We start from the raw sequence: 16,892 nt of genomic DNA, 5'->3' as shown, positions 1-16,892 counted from the left end.
TGTTTCTCCTAAATCAATTGATCCATTATTATTTTTCGTGGGTTATCTTTGAATAGTTCCTTTGCCTTATCTTCGCTATACTTTTTAGCAATGATGTCATAGGCTTCTTCCATATGAGGTGGTCTACGATCCAAGTTATGCATATCGCTAGCAATGACATGAACTAGATCACGTTCCAAGAAATACTGAGCTCTCTTTTTCATGAATTTGTAGGTTTCTCCAAAGAGTTTTGGTTTCAAGACATGAGAACTATTGACCTGGGTATAGCACCCCATATCAATCAGTTCCTGAACTCGCTTTTCATTATTTTCTAGAGCATCATAACGCTCAATATGGGCAATAACTGGTGTAATCCCTAACATGAGAATATCGCTCAGGCCTTTATGTATATCTCGATATGGTGTATTCATACTGAACTCAATCAAAGCATAGTGACTATCATTGAGGGTTGGAATCAATTTCTTTTCCAATTTTTCGACAACATCTGGCGTATAGTATATTTCTGCACCATAAGCGATGACAAGATCATCTGCCACCTCTTTGGCCATTTCGCGAACTTTCAAAAAGTTAGTTGCTATTTTCTCTTCTGGCGTCTCAAACATCCCTTTACGACGATGAGACGTGGAAACAATGGTCCTGACCCCTTGACTATAGGCTTCTCTTAAAAGGTTTTTACTCTCCTCTATCGACTTTGGACCATCATCCACATCAAAAACGATGTGTGAATGGATGTCTATCATGCTACTTCCCCTCCATCACATCTTTGATAGCTGCCTTGGCTGCAGCCAAGCTACTTTCATCAATTTCCATCATATAGAGGTTGCTATCTAGCATAGCGTAGGATGGAAGATCCGTTCTACCGGTTCCTTTTAAGTCTTGGGAATTAACCTTATACTGACCACCACTATCCAACTGTGTATTAATCAAGTCCATCATGGTTTCCAAAGGCATATTAGTCTGAAGAGAATCTTGCAATCCTTGAATAATGTTGTCATAATTCTTTAAAGCCTCTGTCGAGGTTAGCTTCTGAATGATGGCAACAATGACTTTTTGCTGGTTCCGACCGCGGTCGCGGTCTCCATCCGCTAGAGAGTAGCGTTCGCGGACAAAACCAAGGGCTCTTTCAGAGTCTAGATGGACATTCCCGACAGGAAAATGGTACTGCCCATGCAAAGAAGTGAAATCTTGGTCATTATAAACATCCACACCACCTAGAAGGTCAATCAATTTCAAGAAAGAGGTGAAATTCAAACGAACATAGTAGTTAATATCAACTCCATATAGGTTTTCCAAGGTATGAATTGATGAGTCCACTCCATAAATCCCCGCGTGAGTCAATTTATCCTTTTGATTATTTCCTCCGTCCGCAATCGGAACATAAGAATCTCGAGGTGTTGTGGTAAGAAGGATTTTCTTAGTATCTCGATTTACAGTCATCAAGATGTTGACGTCTGAACGCGAAACTGAACTGATAGGCCCGTAGGTATCAATACCACTGATATAAATATTAAAGGATTGATTCTTAGATACCTTTGGTGCCGCAACATCCTTGGTTAGTTTTTTCGTATAGATTTTCTTAATCTTTGAAGCATAATCTGGATACTCCGCTTCAATGATGTTTTCAAAGACACTGTTCAAGACAATCGCTTTCGCATCACCTGAAATCAAGCTCTTATAGGCTGCTAAGTAAGATGCACTTTGTTCAACCGCCAAGTCTTTGCTCTGAGTCGTCTTAATATCCGCTATCAATTTTTGGATATTGTCATTATCCGTTTCAGTCGGACCTGTTACACTTTCCAACTGGGTAACGTTGTTGATTTCACTATCTTTTAAAACCACAACACTCATCGAATATTCTGAGTAGTTTGATGTCGCATTGATGTGATTAGTCAAGCCCACAAATTGGTGCAAAGCAAATAGCGAAAGCGAACTAGTCAACACCGCAAGTACCAAAAAGAAAATCGTGAACTTTTCGGCTTTCTTATATACTATTAAAAGTAGAGCTGCGACAGCAGATAGTAAAACTAGAACTGTAGCTAAGATATTGAGATGTCTAAAGGCTAGGATGTTATGTCTAAAAATTAAGAACAACAAAGAGCCACTCAATAATAAATAAATGGCTAATAAAACTATATTAATATTTCGTTTCGCATTTCCTGAACGATTTCTCTTTGAACGTCTACTCATGGTAATCCCCTATACACGTTAATAATTATAATTATTATATCACAATCATGAAAGAAATTCCATCCATTCCTGCTATTATCAGCGTTTTCATTCATTTTTTCTTATCTATATTTTGAATTTATGACTTCCATTAACAGAATCCTTGATAAAACAAAAACAAGACCCCTTATTATGGGGCCCCATTTCTGTTTTTATTTGATATGATTTTCAAACTCTTTTTGGCTCTTTTCGATAGCCTTTTTACTTTCTGCTTCCCACTTAGCCTTGGCTTCGTCAAATTGTTTCTTGGTAACAGGGTCTTTTTGCAGTCTCATGTACTTATAATTATTTCCGTCACCCTTGATACCCACCAGGGAGTAGGCACGTGTAAACGGAGTTACTTTAGTTACAGAGGCTGTCCCACCATTTGACATAGCAGACATGATTAGAGAATTGTCAATCATCCAAGCTTGGGCTTCAGCGTATTTTTCATAACGCTTAGCGACATCTTTATTCTCGGCATCTGCTTCTTTCAGGAGTTGTGTATAGGTATCGAGCCCCAGACTCTTGATGAGCTCTTGGTCTTCCTTGGCATCAAGGCCAAAAATCTTGAGATAGAAGCCGGTTTCAGCATTGAAGGGATCTAGATAAGTTGATGGATCCTGGTAATCACCAACCCAACCATCAAAGTTTAAGTCGTAGTCACGAGCTGCTGGATTTGGCGCTAGGAAGGCAACATTTCCAAAGTCATCTGTAGAAAGCTGTTGAACATCAATGACGATATTGTCAGAACCTAGTACTGTTTCAAGGATTTGTTTAACCGAGTTCATACCAGAAACCGCATTTTTATTTGTCTGATCAACAGGGACATCCAAATGGATTGGGAAAGTCACGCCTTGGGCTTCCAATTCCTTTTTAGCTTCCGCAAATTTTGCTTGGGCCTTTTCCTTGTTAAAGTAAGCATCTTGAGCGTCTGCCAAATTGATACCTGACCACTCAGTTCCGTAGTTCACAAGCTTAGAAGCTGTCACTTCTCCAAAGGTCTTATCTCCCACCTGGACAAAAGTTGGTGGAACCAAAGTATTACGAAGGGTTTTGCTCGCTGCCTCTTCACCGTTAGATTGAGCAGAGTAGGCTGTTCGATCAATACCAAAGTTGATAGCCTGACGGAAATTTTTATTTAAGATAGCTGTTTGAGCTGATTTCTTTTGTTCGTCCGTTGTTTTAGCGGTATGATTATAGGTTTTTCGGTTGACGTTAAAGTTAAAGTACCAAGATGTCTTGTCTTGCAAGCTATAAACGATATTGTCTTGGTATTTTTCTTTTGTCTTGGCATAGTTCGAACTATTTGGATAGACTCCCGCAATCGAGTAGGCGCCATTTTCAAAGTTTCGAATGGTCATCTCCTGATCTGACCCATCAAAGTAGGCTAACTTAACTTTTTCAATGGTTACTTTATCATGGTCATAATAGTGTGGATTCTTCACATATTCAATCGAAGATTTTGATGTGAAATCTTTTAACAGATATGGACCATTATAAAGGATACTGTCTGGTGTCAAGGTACCAAAATCTTTATCCTTTGATTTCAAGAACTCTTCGTTGACTGGGAAAAGAATACTATTGGTTGTCTTTGAATTCCAATACGGTTCTGGTCGAGTCAAAGTATACTCGACTGTGTAATCATCCAAGGCTTTGACACCAACAGTTGAAAAGTCATTGGTCACACCCGTCACATAGTCATTCAATCCCTTGATTGAATTTTGGATTAGATCCATGGCTTGTCCCTTGTTGTCCGCGGCATATTTGATCCCAGTGACAAAATCCTGAGCCTTGACTGAAGCATATTCCTCACCATCAGCCGTATACCACTTGGCATCTTTTCTAAGCTTGTAGGTATAGGTCAAACCATCAGCTGAAACAGACCAATCCTCCGCAAGAGCAGGTATGAGGTTCCCATAGCTGTCATTTTCTAGCAAACCATCTACGAGATTGGTAATAACGGCAGTGTTATCCGCATAGTAATCTAGAAGATAGTTGAAAGTTGTTGGATTCGCACTAAATGTTGATGAATAAGTGCTAGTACCTGTGTTGGACTGTCCACATGCAGAGATCAAAATCCCTGTCGCTAAGACAAGAGCTGTCCCGATTAGTCTTTTTTTCATTTTGATCATCATTCACTCCTTTATGTCACTTTTTATAACATAGCCGTATTTTATCAAATTTATTCAAAAATGTAAAGTTACTGCTTTTATGACAACTGGTGTCTCAAAACAAAAAGGAAGTACAGTTTTTCTGCAACTTCCTTTTCTGTTTATAGATTACTTGACGTGTTTTTCAAGTTCTTTTTGGTATTTGGCATTTGTTTCGATTTTTTCTTGTTGCCATTTCTTGAAGGCTTCTTCGTATTCTTTTGCAGTCACGACGTCATTTTGCAATTCCAAACCTTTGAACACAAATGGGTCTCCCTTGATTCCGACTTGAGAGTATGCTTTTGTGAATGGTACAGTTCGGCTAACAGTTGGAGAACCACCTGAAGAAGCAACTGGAATCAAGAGCGAGCTATCAGACACCCAAGCTTGAGCTTTGGCGTATTTTTCATAACGCTTATTGAGGTCGCTAGTTTCAGCTGCAGCATCATCCAAGAGTTTCTTGTATTCGTCCAGTCCAACTTGAGCCATCACTTCTGGATCTTTTCCGCGAGTGATTCCCAAGTGTTTAAGGGCAGAACCCTTCTTGGCATCAAGAATGTTTAGGTAGGTAGCTGGGTCTTGATAGTCTGGTCCCCAACCAGTTCCGTTCAAATCATAGTCTTTTTGAGATGGCACCTTGGCTTGAGACGTAATGCTCATTTTTTCATTATCGGTCATTTGAAGGACATAGACAATGACATTCTCTGTACCAAGTGATGATTCGATTGACTGCTTGAGTGAATTGGTTTGCTGAACCGCGATTACATCTGTTTGTTCAACCGGAATATCCAAATGAATTGGGAAGGTAACACCCTTGGCTTGCAATTCTGTCTTAGCTTTATCAAAGGCTGCCTTAGCCTTTTCAGGACTGTAAATCGTATCTTTGCCATCTGTAAGAGCTACATCTTTCCACTGGTCTCCATATGAAACGAGCTCTGCCTGAGCCAACTCTCCAAAGGTCTTTTCACCTACTTGAACGTAGTCATGAGGCACTAGGCTGTTACGGATAATTTTGTCCGCACCTTCTTCACCATTCAACTGAGCAGTGTAAGAATGACGGTCAAGGGCAAAGTTCAGCGCCTGACGGAAGTTCTTGTTAAGAAGAGCTTCTTTTGTTGATGTTTTTTGAGCTTCGTCTGTTTTAGCTGTTTTATTGTAAGACTGGCGATTTACGTTAACAGTGAGGTAGTAGCTTGTCGCTTCTTGTGGACTGTAGACAATCTTATCGCTGTACTCTTTTTTAGTTGACTCAAAATTTGAGCTTGTTGGGAAGAGACGAGCTGTTGTATAAGCACCCTGTGTAAAGCTACGAATCAAAGATTCTTGGTCTGATCCATCGTAGAAAGTTAGTTTGACATTGTCAATCTTAACGTTGTCCTTATCCCAATAGTTTGGATTCTTTTCATATTCGATGACTGATTTTGAAGTCAATGATTTCAAGAAATAAGGACCGTTATAAAGAATACTTGATGGTGTTGGCGCACCGTAGTCGCTCCCTTTAGAATTCAAAAACTCTTCATTTACTGGAAGCATGGTCGCAGTTGTGACTTTAGAGTTCCAGAAACTTTCTGGCTTGTTGAGCGTATATTCTACTGTGTAATCGTCAACAGCCTTGACTCCTACTGTAGAAAAGTCATTGCTTTCTCCACTGATGTAGGCAGCCAAACCTTTGATAGAATCTTGAAGGAGAGAGAGACCGTCTGATTTGCCATCAGCCGCGTGTTTCAGACCAGTAACAAAATCCTGAGCTTTGACTTCAGCATACTCTTCTCCCTCAGAAGTATACCATTTTACTCCCTTACGAAGTTTGTAGGTATAAGTCAAGCCATCTTTAGAAACGGACCAGTCTTCTGCAAGTGATGGAATTAAGTTTCCATACTTATCATTTTCCAAAAGGCCATCGACAACGTTGGCTATAACGTCAGAAGTTGAACTCTTGCTCGTCACACTGTAGTCCAAAGACGATGGATCCATAGCATAGACATAAGAGAATGTCTTGGGCGCTTCAGCCTTCTTTTCACTTTGCCCACAAGCAGTTAAAAGAAGGGCTGTGCTCAGGACGGAACCTGCTCCTAAGAGCCACTTTTTCGATCTCATAAGTAATCTCCTTTAAGATAGTATTTCCACCATTATACCCTATTTTTTCATAAAAGCAAGGACTTTCGACAGATTTTTTAGAAAATTCTAACAAATATTTTTTAAAGATTTTTCTGTACAATTTTTAGTAAAAAACCTCAAGCTTTTGAAGCTTGAGGTTCTCTCATTTTAGTCAGTCATTTCCACACAGAAGGCATCCCATGGAGCCAAGGTCTGTTTCTCAACTGCTTTTTTAGCAGTAGTGTTTTCAATCAAGACAGATTTAACTTTTCCTTCTACTGAAAAGTTTTGTTTTTCATTGGACAGGTTAGCCACAACTAAGAAACGACGGTCACCATCCTTACGGATATAAGCAAAGATCTTGTCAGCTGTATCCAGCAATTCAAAATCAGCTCGAATCAGCCAGCTGTTCTCCTTACGGATTTGAACGAGTTTTTGATAAGTATAGAAAATTGAATCTGGATTTGCCAGTGCTTCTTGAACGTTGATTTCTTCGTAGTTTGGATTAACTGCCAACCAAGGTTGACCTGTTGAGAAATCAGCATTTTTGCTTTCATCCCATTGCATCGGAGTACGTGCATTATCACGACCGATGACACGGATGCTGTCCATGATTTCTTCTATCGGAATGCCTCTTTCAAGAGCTTCACGCGCATAGTTGAGGGATTCAATATCTTCTACTTGGTCCAGTTTTTCAAACGGATAATTGGTCATCCCAATCTCCTCACCCTGATAGATATAAGGTGTCCCTCTCATGAGATGAAGCAAAATCGCAAAGGCTTTAGCAGATTTTTCACGGTATTCTTGGTCATTTCCCCAGATAGAGACGATACGAGGGAGGTCATGGTTGTTCCAGAAGAGGGAATTCCAGCCGTCTTCAACTCCTAACTCTGTCTGCCATTTGTTGAAAATTTCTTTTAACTTCCCTACATTTAACTCTTTTTGGTAGTGCCACTTAGGTTGCCCTTCCTGATACTGAAGACAGATGTGTTCAAACTGGAAGACCATAGACAATTCTTGTCCATTTGGATCCGAGTAGAGCTTGGCAATCTCGGGCGTTGCTCCCCAGGTTTCCCCTACTGTCAAGAGATCCTTATCTCCAAAGGTCGCCTGATTCATTTCCTTGAGATAGGGATGGAGCATAGGACCGTTATTGACTACTTTCTCATCAGGAATTTTCCCAATCATATCAATGACATCCATACGGAAACCGCCAATGCCTTTATCAATCCAGAAGTTCATCATCTCGTAAATTTTCTGGCGTAGTTTTTCATTCTCCCAGTTGAGATCAGGCTGTTTCTTGCTGAAAAAGTGAAGATAGTATTGATCTGATTTTTCATCGTATTCCCAAGCAGACCCACTAAAGATAGACTCCAAATCATTGGGCTCATCCCGCCAGATATAGTAGTCTCGCTCGGGACTGTCAGGATTTTCACAGGCCTCGACAAACCAGGCGTGTTCATCCGAGGTATGATTGACCACTAAGTCCATGATAATTCGAATATCGCGCTTCTTAGCTTCTGCGATGAGTTGGTCCATGTCCTCCATAGTCCCAAAAATAGCTGCAATCGCTTGATAATCAGCAATATCATAGCCATTATCATCCATCGGACTGTCATAAACGGGAGAAAGCCAAATCGCTGTAATTCCTAACTTAGCTAGGTAGTCTAACTTACTAGTAATTCCTGGCAAATCGCCAATTCCATCTCCGTTACTGTCCATGAAACTCTTTGGATAGACTTGATAGACTACGGCATTGTGCCACCATTTTTCTTGCATCTGTTTACCTCATTATTTTAATAATCTATAGTCTATGATAGCGCTTTTTATAATTTAGTGCAAGCGTTTGCTTAATCTTTTTAATTTCTTTTTTAGCTCCGTAGTTTCCTAACTTCCAATTTTTTATTATAATAGAGGTCAGAGGTAAAAAAATGAAAAAACAAGCTTTTAGTTCTGAACAATATCTGAATCTACAGCGCGACCACATTTTGGAGCGCATTAACCAATTTGATGGCAAGCTCTACTTGGAGTTTGGTGGCAAAATGTTAGAAGATTTCCACGCTGCTCGTGTACTTCCTGGTTATGAGCCTGACAATAAAATCAAGCTCTTGCAAGAATTGAAAGAGCAGGTTGAGGTTGTTATTGCTATTAATGCTAGCAACATCGAACATTCCAAAGCACGTGGCGACCTAGGCATTTCTTATGACCAAGAAGTTCTTCGCTTGATTGACAAATTCAATGAGCTGGGAATTTTTGTTGGCTCAGTTGTCATCACACAATACGCTGGCCAACCCGCTGCAGATGCCTTCCGCAACCAGTTAGATAAAAACGGGATTGATTCTTATCTTCATTATCCGATCAAAGGATATCCGACCGATATGGACCACATCATTTCTCCTGAAGGTATGGGGAAAAACGACTACATCAAAACCAGTCGCAACTTGATCGTCGTAACCGCTCCTGGACCTGGTTCTGGAAAATTGGCAACTTGTATGTCAAACATGTACCATGACCAAATCAATGGTATCAAGTCTGGTTACGCTAAATTTGAAACCTTCCCAGTCTGGAACCTTCCCCTTCATCATCCAGTCAACTTGGCCTATGAGGCTGCCACAGCAGACCTTGACGATGTCAACATGATTGACCCCTTCCATCTCCAAACCTACGGAGAAACCACTGTCAATTACAACCGTGATATCGAAATCTTCCCAGTGCTCAAACGTATGCTGGAACGCATTCTCGGTGAATCTCCATACGCTTCACCAACAGACATGGGTGTCAACATGGTTGGCTTCGCTATTACAGATAATGAGGCTGCTATCGAAGCCTCTAAACAAGAAATCATCCGCCGTTACTATCAAACAGTTCTTGACTTCAAGGCTGAAAAGGTCGGGGAATCTGCTGTCAAGAAAATCGAGTTGCTCATGAACGACCTCGGTATCACTCCTGCAGACCGTCAGGTTGCTGTCGCTGCACGTCAAAAGGCAGAAGAAACTGGTGGGCCTGCCCTTGCTCTCGAATTGCCATCTGGTGACATTGTCACTGGTAAAAACTCAGAACTCTTTGGCCCTACAGCTGCTGCCTTGATCAATGCGATTAAGAAATCAGCCAACATCGCTAAAGAAGTAAAACTAATCGAGCCTGAAGTTGTCAAACCAATCCAAGGCCTTAAAATCAACCATCTCGGTAGTCGCAATCCACGCCTGCATTCAAATGAAATCCTGATTGCCCTTGCAATCACAGCTATGGAAAATCCTGATGCTGCGCGTGCCATGGAAGAACTTGGCAACCTCAAAGGAAGCGAAGCCCACTCAACCATCATCTTGACAGACGAAGACAAGAACGTCCTTCGCAAGCTAGGTATCAACGTAACCTTTGACCCATACTACCAATACGATCGCCTGTATCGTAAGTAAATAAACAAGGCTGGACAAAAACTCAATTTGAGAGAAAAATCCAGTAAATCTTTACATATTAAAAAAATCAAACGCATAATATCAAGTCTTTTGGACACTTGGTATTATGCGTTTTTATGATTTTCCATTCTCATTTATTTCAATGAAATTATCAACTCGACACAGGCTCCTCCTTGGGCTGGATTGAGCAGGGTCAGACGACCACCGTGCAAGAGAGCTACCTGCTTAGAAAAGGCTAAGCCGATACCATGATGGGGATTAGTTGAATTGCGGCTTTGGTCACTCTGGTAAAAGAGCCGTTCCGCTCCCAGCAGCATCTCCTCTGAAAACGAAGGGCCGTTGTTCCAGATAGCAAAAACCAACTGGTCCTGCTGCACTGATACCATCAGCTTCACTTCCTTTTGGTCCTGATTAGCATGTTCAAGCGCATTCAGTAAAATATTGAGCAAAGCTCGCTTGAGATAGTCCAAATGAATCGACAAAATCAGACTAAGGTCACAATCTTCTTGGAGATAAAAACGATAGCTTTCCTGTTTGCTAAACAGTGCCCAGTCGTCCTGGAGATAAGCCAAAAAATCCTCTAAGGAAAGCTGACTGAACTGATTAGAATCAATCTGAAAAGCCTTAGCGTAATCAATCAAAGATCCACAATACTCTTCCATCTTGTGACTAGCCTGCAAAATCTCAGCAGCATAGTCTGCCTGTGGCTGGCCCAACTGCGCCAACTCCAAGAGCTCAGCATTCCCCTTAATCACAGTTAGGGGCGTCTTCAAATCGTGCGATGTCGCTGATAGCTGTAAAATCAACTCCTGATTATGCTGCTGCTCTTTTTCTAGAAGACGAGCATTTTCTTGGTGGCTGCTCCGTAAATCGCTATAGACTTCTAGCATTTCCTCAATCCGAAAAAGCTGGCTTTGATTTTCTTCTAAAAGCTTCTCGCTCGTTAGCATTTTTATTTCCCTGTCGATTTTTCGGAGCAATTTCAAAATATGATAAAAAGTAATCAGCAGCAAGCTCCCTGCCCAAAAGAACAAGGTGAAAAGAACGTGATCACTTCCTTGCGTAAATTCATAACCTATAAGCACAAAAATCAAAACATGAAAAAAGACGATCTTTAAACTGGTTGTCCAGACTAGGCTTTTGAAATTTCGGGTTCTAATTGCCATCTATAGCCTACTCCTCTCACTGTTGCGATTGCTTGCAGCCCTTCTTGTTTGCATTTTTGGCGAATCTGATATACGTATTCTGAGATAGAGCGAAGCTGTGTTTCTGAGCTTTCTGGGTAAAGCAAGGTATGCAGGCGTTCAGCTGAGAAGGTCTGCTTGGGATTGCTAGCTAGTAAATGTAGCAACTTAAACTCTCGCTCTGAAAATTTCAAGACTTTACCAAAACAGGCAACTTCATAGCGCTCTGGATAAAATTGACAAGAAGCAATTTCAGAATATCGCTCCTCACGTCTTTCCTCCCGCCGAAGATGAGCTCTGACACGCGCCAGCAATTCTTTGGTTCCAAAAGGCTTGACAATATAGTCATCTGCTCCGCGAAAGAGCCCTTCCACTTTGTCCGCCTCCAATTCCTTAGCCGTCAGAAAGATGATTGGACACGAAAGATGAGGACGAATATAGGAACACAGCTCAAAACCATTAACAGGTTCCATCATCACATCCAGCAGAATCAAGTCATATCCGACAAAATGCGTCAGCTCTAGGTCTTCTATCCGATCAAGCGTCGTCACATCATAAGCATCTAGCTCTAGGACGTTTTTCACCAGCTTCAAAATGCTCTGGTCGTCATCAACCACCAAAATACGATACTGTCTCATGATTTCCATTATAGCATACCTCTAGCGAACATCTCGTTTCAAGGTTAAGAATATAGCAGAGCTCCAAACCAAAGCTAACCATAACAGCTGTATTCCCAGCCCTGAGAGATCTATTGAATGCTGAAGTCCTTCATACTCAAAAAGATTTAGCGTAGCCAGATCGGGCAGGTATTTTGCTTCTTTGATGAAAGTCGCCAATAAACGGCTGAGACCAATCAAGAGAGGAAAGAGCACCGACACCGGCACAACCCAAGATTGAAATAGCAAAGCGAGGCCAGCAGTTAAAAAAGCCAGAAAAATATTGCTGAGAAGACCAAAAGAGCTGTAATAGAGGAATTTCTCTAGTAAGGACCAGCTAAAGCTTAGGTCAAAACGAGCCAGCATAACAAGGAAACAGCTGCCTATCATGACACTGTAGAGAACCAAGAGCAGCAAGTCCAGAAAAAGGAATTTCCCAGCCAACCAAGCCTTTCTATTTGATACGGTTAGAAAATTCGTTCGCATCCCAGACCTGACAAACTCCTGGGCAAAATAGAGAGAAGTAAAGATGACGATGACAGGCTGCGCCAGATAGAGGGCATGCAAAACCTCACTCAGAGCCTTCGTCTGACCAACTGCTGTCTGACTGTAGTCAAGATTCATCAGAAAAAATGGAACAGCTACCATAGCCACTAAGGCTGCACCAAGAGCGAGATAATAAGAACGGAACTTAATCCATTCACTTCTAAGCAGAGCTTTTATCATCAGTATCGCCCTCCTAAATCCGTCTTCAAAAAGCGCAGAGAAGCCATGCCGCCGATGACTAGCAACCATGCACCAAGTATCAACAGCCCTTGCAAGGGATTGTTAGCATATTGGGAAGTTGGCGTTGCAGCAAACAACTCTCCTGCTGGCTGTGGTAAATAAGTCCCCCAACTCGTGTGAGCTGCCAGGTAGTTTCCCAGATTATAGATCTGTGGTACGAGAAAAAGCAGAGGAACTAGCATGGTCCGAGCCAATAAACCTAACAAAAACGAAAGGATTCCCAATAAGGTCAGAGATAAGGTTTTCCACAAAATCAAACTCCAAGCTGCCTGATTGAGCAGAATCGGATCAAGTCCTTCCTTTCCTAAAGCGAGATGCATGACCATATAACTAAAGTAGATTGATAAAAAGCTAGTGGCAAGAGAAAAGCAAGCAAAGGTCATGAGTTTCCCCACAAGCAACTTCAGGCGGTTATTACAGGTCAAGAGACTGGTTCTCAAGCTATGAGACTGAAATTCCATAGCTCCCAAAATTCCAGCTAAAATGACCAAAACCATGACCGCCATAGAAGCCCCGTTGAGACCTAGATATTCCAGCGGATCAATGGCGTTTATCAGATTAGGAACCGTCTCAGGTGTAGCATCCAAGCCGATAGACAAATACTGTCGACCCTCCAGCCAAGATACGACAGGCACCAATAGTAGCATGAAGGCCACACTCACTTTGAAAGCCTTGATTGATCGGATTTTCAACCATTCTGAATGCAATAAAGACATCGTTTCTTTCATCTTAAACCTCCTCTGTCAAATCAAAGAAGAGATCTTCTAGACTGTCTGAATCTTGCAGCACCTCTTCCAATCGTCCCTGCTCAATAATTCGCCCATGATGAATCAAGACCACATCATCTGTCACCATTTGTACCTCTGACAGGATATGGGAGGATAGAAGTACCGTTTTCCCTAAATCAGCCTGCTGACGGATGAACTTTCTAAACCACTTAATCCCACTTGGATCCAGTCCATTGGTCGGCTCATCTAATATGAGAAACTGAGGATCACCCAGCAAAGCTGCTGCTAAACCCAACCGCTGACCTTCCCCCAGAGACAGGCTTGACAAGAGTTCCTTCCTCTTATGAGCGATTCCAGTCATCTCCAAAACCTCATTGATCCGAGACTTGGGAATAGCATTACTCGCCGCAATAATTCTCAAGTGGTCATAGACCTTTCGATTTGGCAGACCGCCAATGCCGTCAAAGGCTGCACCTACCGTTCTGAGCGGATAGATCATTGACTGATAGGTTTGCCCATCAAAAGTCGCCGCTCCTGCTGTCGCCCGATCTAACCCCAAGAGAATCCTCAAGGTCGAACTTTTCCCTGCACCATTCGGGCCCAGAAAAGCTGTAATCCGCCCGCTTCTAGCTGTAAAAGAAATATCTTCTAAAATCTGCTTACTGCCATGCTTTTTGCAAACGCCTTCTATTTTCACCATATGTTCCATACTGAACTCCTTTATCTTTATTTTCTACAGTATATCCAATCTAGTTCAGAATTAGTTCAGAAATCAAGCAAAAATTCTAAAAGTTGACTCCATCTTTCAGAAGTTGCTCTAGCTTCATTAGAAAGAACTCAGTTTTTCTTTATAATTCTGCGAGTTTTGTATGGAGACTTTGTTATAATGCTAGTCTCAAAAAGTCATTTGTCAAACTTCATCAAGAGCAGTCTTTATGATATAATGAAAAAAGAAAACTGAAAGGAACGACCATGTCAAAAGAAGTTATTGTTGAAAGTTTTGAACTTGACCACACCATTGTTAAAGCACCCTATGTTCGCTTGATTGGGGAAGAAACAGGGCCAAAGGGAGATGTCATCTCCAATTATGATATTCGCTTAGTACAGCCAAACGAAGACTCTATCCCTACTGCTGGCCTTCACACTATCGAGCACCTCTTGGCCAAACTTATCCGTACCCGCATTGACGGAATGATTGACTGTTCACCATTTGGTTGCCGTACAGGCTTCCACATGATTATGTGGGGACGCCATGCTAGCGCCGAGATTGCAGCTGTTATCAAGGATTCGCTCAAGGAAATCGCTGAAACTACTACTTGGGAAGATGTCCCAGGAACAACCATCGAATCTTGCGGAAACTACAAGGACCACAGCCTCTTTTCTGCTAAGGAATGGGCGAAGCTCATCCTGGAACAAGGAATCTCAGATGATGCCTTTGAGCGTCATGTCATCTAAACACAAAAGGAACCAGCTTTTTAGCTAGTTCCTTCTTTTTTTATTCTCAAAATCGCGAGTTAGGCTTTTTCACGAATGACCAAAACGCCATCTTCCATATCTGCTTCCAGATGTTTGGCATCTAGATGATCCAAGTGGAAGTCTGTCACCTTATCACGAATTTGTTGTTCAACCACGCGACGGAGAGGACGAACACCCATAACTTCGTCATAGCCTTCTTCTGTGATAAAGTCCTTAGCTGCTTGGCTAACTTCAAGGTCGATTCCTTTCTTAGCCAAGGTTTGGTTGACTTCAGCCAACATCAAGTCCACAATCTTAGAAAGGTCTTCCTTATTCAAGTGTGAGAACTCGATAACTGCATTAAAGCGATTGAGGAATTCTGGACGGAAGTATGGTTTCAAACGATCCATCAATTCTGGTTTGTCTGCATCTTCCGTCAAGTTAGCTTCATAGCCAAATCCAGCATTTGATGTTGCGATAATGACAGTGTTTTTGAAGTTCACGGTATTTCCTTGACCATCAGTTAAACGGCCGTCATCCAAGACTTGGAGGAGAAGGGTAATGACTTGAGGATCAGCCTTTTCAATTTCGTCCAAGAGAATGATAGAGTAAGGATTGCGACGAACACGTTCTGTCAAGGTATTGCTATTGTCATCATAACCCACATAACCTGCTGTTGTACCGATTAACTTAGAAACGGCTGTGCGGTCACTGTATTCAGACATATCCAAGCGGATGATCGCATCCTTGGTTCCAAACATATCGAGCGCCAATTGCTTAGCAAGCTCGGTCTTCCCAACCCCAGTAGGCCCTACAAAGAGGAAGCTACCGATTGGGCGATTGCCTTCATCAAATCCTGCACGGTTACGACGGATAGCACGAGCCACTGCTTCTACTGCCTTATCTTGGCCGATAACCTTGTGTTCCAAACGATGAGTCATATCTTTCAAACGTTCGATGTCTGATGCTCCCATTTGTGATACCGGAATACCAGTCATACGTTCTACAGATTCAGCCACATCGTTGACACTCGCAGTCACCTTCATATCTTCTGTGTGGTTTTCGATTTTCTTTTCTAATTCTGCAATGCGTGTTTTAGCATTAAGAGCTGCTTCGAAATCTTCTGCCTCAACTGCTTTTTCTTGCTTGTCCTTTTCTGCCTCGATTTCCCGTTCGACAGCATGAACATCTGTTACTGGATGTTGAGCTGCCAAGTGAGCTGCCGTTACATCGACAAGGTCAATAGCCTTATCTGGCAAGCTGCGTTGAGGAATGTATTGGACAGAATAATCCACTGCTGCTTTCAAGACTTCGTCTGGCAAGATGACATTGTGGTGTTGTTGATAGAGGTCACGAATCCCTTGAAGGATTTTAAAGGTATCCTCTGCTGAAGGAGCATTGACCTTCACTTCGTTGAAACGACGAGCAAGAGCTGCATTTTTCAAGATGGTGTTACGGTATTCGTCTTGAGTTGTCGCTCCAATAACGGTCAATTCACCACGAGAGAGAGCTGGCTTGAGAATATCTGCAAGACCTTTAGAACCACTGTCTCCACCGATTGAACCAGCACCAAGGATTTGGTGAATTTCATCAAAGAAGAGGATAATATTCCCTGCTTCTTTCACTTCATTGACTAGGTTTTGAACGTTTTCTTCAAAGCTGCCACGGTATTGAGTACCAGCTTCAAGACCTGAGATATCAATAGAAATAATTTCCTTATTCTTGATGGCAGCTGGAACATCTCCATTCACAATAGCTTGTGCTAAGCCTTCGACAACGGCTGTCTTACCAACACCTGCATCTCCGACCAGAACAGGATTATTTTTCGTACGACGTGAGAGGATTTCAGATGTTTCTTGAATTTCCTTGTTTCGTCCGATAACAGGATCCAACTTGCCCTCACGAGCTTCTGCGGTCAAGTTACGACCTAGTTTAGCAAGGACACCGTCTTGTTTCATACCTGAAGCTTGTTGTTGCATTTGTCCATCAACTTCTGCATTTCCTGACAATTGACCAGTTGCACGATAGTGAGCAAATTCCTCAGGTGTCACTTCACGTCCATTAATCAAGTAGCGACGGTTTTCAGAACTGTATCCTCGCATACCACCCATCAATTGGTTAAATAAATCATCCATGTTGTTAAAGTTATTAAAGTTGTTGTTCATATTCTTTACCTCGTTTATTCTTAATTATATGCGATCTCTGATATTGA

The 16,892-nt window shown here is 41.9% G+C and carries 13 protein-coding genes; 2 read left to right on the top strand and 11 right to left on the bottom strand.

Features of this window, described 5'->3' with window-relative positions; all coding sequences use genetic code 11:
- Window positions 1-8: 8 nt before the first annotated feature.
- The 5 genes from cps4B to M1F56_RS01435 all read right to left on the bottom strand — a co-directional run bounded on the left by cps4B (window position 9) and on the right by M1F56_RS01435 (window position 8,234).
- Entirely contained in the window at window positions 9-740 is a 732-nt protein-coding gene (cps4B, locus tag M1F56_RS01455; protein ID WP_247916626.1) for a capsular polysaccharide biosynthesis protein Cps4B, read from the bottom strand.
- A 1-nt stretch (window position 741) separates the two neighbouring features.
- Window positions 742-2,187 (bottom strand): LCP family protein, encoded by a 1,446-nt coding sequence (locus M1F56_RS01450; protein WP_247916625.1) that lies wholly within the window; start codon window positions 2,185-2,187, stop codon window positions 742-744.
- A 191-nt stretch (window positions 2,188-2,378) separates the two neighbouring features.
- Complete coding sequence (locus tag M1F56_RS01445; RefSeq protein ID WP_247916624.1) at window positions 2,379-4,340, bottom strand: peptide ABC transporter substrate-binding protein; 1,962 nt, start codon at window positions 4,338-4,340, stop codon at window positions 2,379-2,381.
- Window positions 4,341-4,487: 147 nt separating this feature from the next.
- Window positions 4,488-6,455: a peptide ABC transporter substrate-binding protein gene (locus M1F56_RS01440; protein WP_247916623.1), complete on the bottom strand. Its 1,968-nt coding sequence runs from the start codon at window positions 6,453-6,455 to the stop codon at window positions 4,488-4,490.
- A gap of 168 nt (window positions 6,456-6,623) precedes the next feature.
- Complete coding sequence (locus M1F56_RS01435; protein WP_247916622.1) at window positions 6,624-8,234, bottom strand: glycoside hydrolase family 13 protein; 1,611 nt, start codon at window positions 8,232-8,234, stop codon at window positions 6,624-6,626.
- A gap of 152 nt (window positions 8,235-8,386) precedes the next feature.
- Here M1F56_RS01435 and M1F56_RS01430 point away from each other — a divergent pair, with 152 nt between their 5' ends.
- On the top strand, window positions 8,387-9,871 hold the full coding sequence (locus M1F56_RS01430) for a DUF1846 domain-containing protein (protein WP_247916621.1): 1,485 nt from the start codon (window positions 8,387-8,389) through the stop codon (window positions 9,869-9,871).
- A gap of 134 nt (window positions 9,872-10,005) precedes the next feature.
- Here M1F56_RS01430 and M1F56_RS01425 read toward each other — a convergent pair whose 3' ends face one another.
- Genes M1F56_RS01425 through M1F56_RS01405 form a run of 5 tightly spaced genes read right to left on the bottom strand, consistent with a single transcriptional unit; the run spans window position 10,006 to window position 13,934 of the window.
- On the bottom strand, window positions 10,006-11,037 hold the full coding sequence (locus M1F56_RS01425) for a sensor histidine kinase (RefSeq protein WP_247916620.1): 1,032 nt from the start codon (window positions 11,035-11,037) through the stop codon (window positions 10,006-10,008).
- Window positions 11,004-11,702 (bottom strand): response regulator transcription factor, encoded by a 699-nt coding sequence (locus M1F56_RS01420; protein ID WP_033583844.1) that lies wholly within the window; start codon window positions 11,700-11,702, stop codon window positions 11,004-11,006. Before M1F56_RS01420 ends, M1F56_RS01425 begins: the two co-directional genes overlap by 34 nt.
- A gap of 12 nt (window positions 11,703-11,714) precedes the next feature.
- The gene (locus tag M1F56_RS01415; RefSeq protein ID WP_247916619.1) at window positions 11,715-12,437 is read right to left on the bottom strand and encodes a lantibiotic ABC transporter permease; all 723 of its coding nucleotides are present in this window, start codon (window positions 12,435-12,437) and stop codon (window positions 11,715-11,717) included.
- A complete protein-coding gene (locus tag M1F56_RS01410) occupies window positions 12,437-13,225 on the bottom strand; it encodes an ABC transporter permease (protein WP_084910598.1) in 789 nt (262 codons plus the stop codon). Before M1F56_RS01410 ends, M1F56_RS01415 begins: the two co-directional genes overlap by 1 nt.
- 1 nt (window position 13,226) lies before the next feature.
- Window positions 13,227-13,934: an ABC transporter ATP-binding protein gene (locus M1F56_RS01405; RefSeq protein ID WP_247916618.1), complete on the bottom strand. Its 708-nt coding sequence runs from the start codon at window positions 13,932-13,934 to the stop codon at window positions 13,227-13,229.
- 263 nt (window positions 13,935-14,197) lie between these two features.
- On the opposite strand from M1F56_RS01405, the gene M1F56_RS01400 reads away from it, so the two are divergent.
- The gene (locus M1F56_RS01400; RefSeq protein WP_247916617.1) at window positions 14,198-14,680 is read left to right on the top strand and encodes an S-ribosylhomocysteine lyase; all 483 of its coding nucleotides are present in this window, start codon (window positions 14,198-14,200) and stop codon (window positions 14,678-14,680) included.
- 59 nt (window positions 14,681-14,739) lie between these two features.
- On the opposite strand, the gene M1F56_RS01395 is transcribed toward M1F56_RS01400, so the two are convergent.
- Window positions 14,740-16,845: an ATP-dependent Clp protease ATP-binding subunit gene (locus M1F56_RS01395; protein WP_247916616.1), complete on the bottom strand. Its 2,106-nt coding sequence runs from the start codon at window positions 16,843-16,845 to the stop codon at window positions 14,740-14,742.
- Window positions 16,846-16,892: the final 47 nt, after the last annotated feature.

The sequence above is a fragment of the Streptococcus oralis genome, from assembly GCF_023109005.1.
Taxonomy (GTDB): domain Bacteria; phylum Bacillota; class Bacilli; order Lactobacillales; family Streptococcaceae; genus Streptococcus; species Streptococcus oralis_BU.
This window is presented reverse-complemented; position numbering and strand designations above follow the sequence as displayed.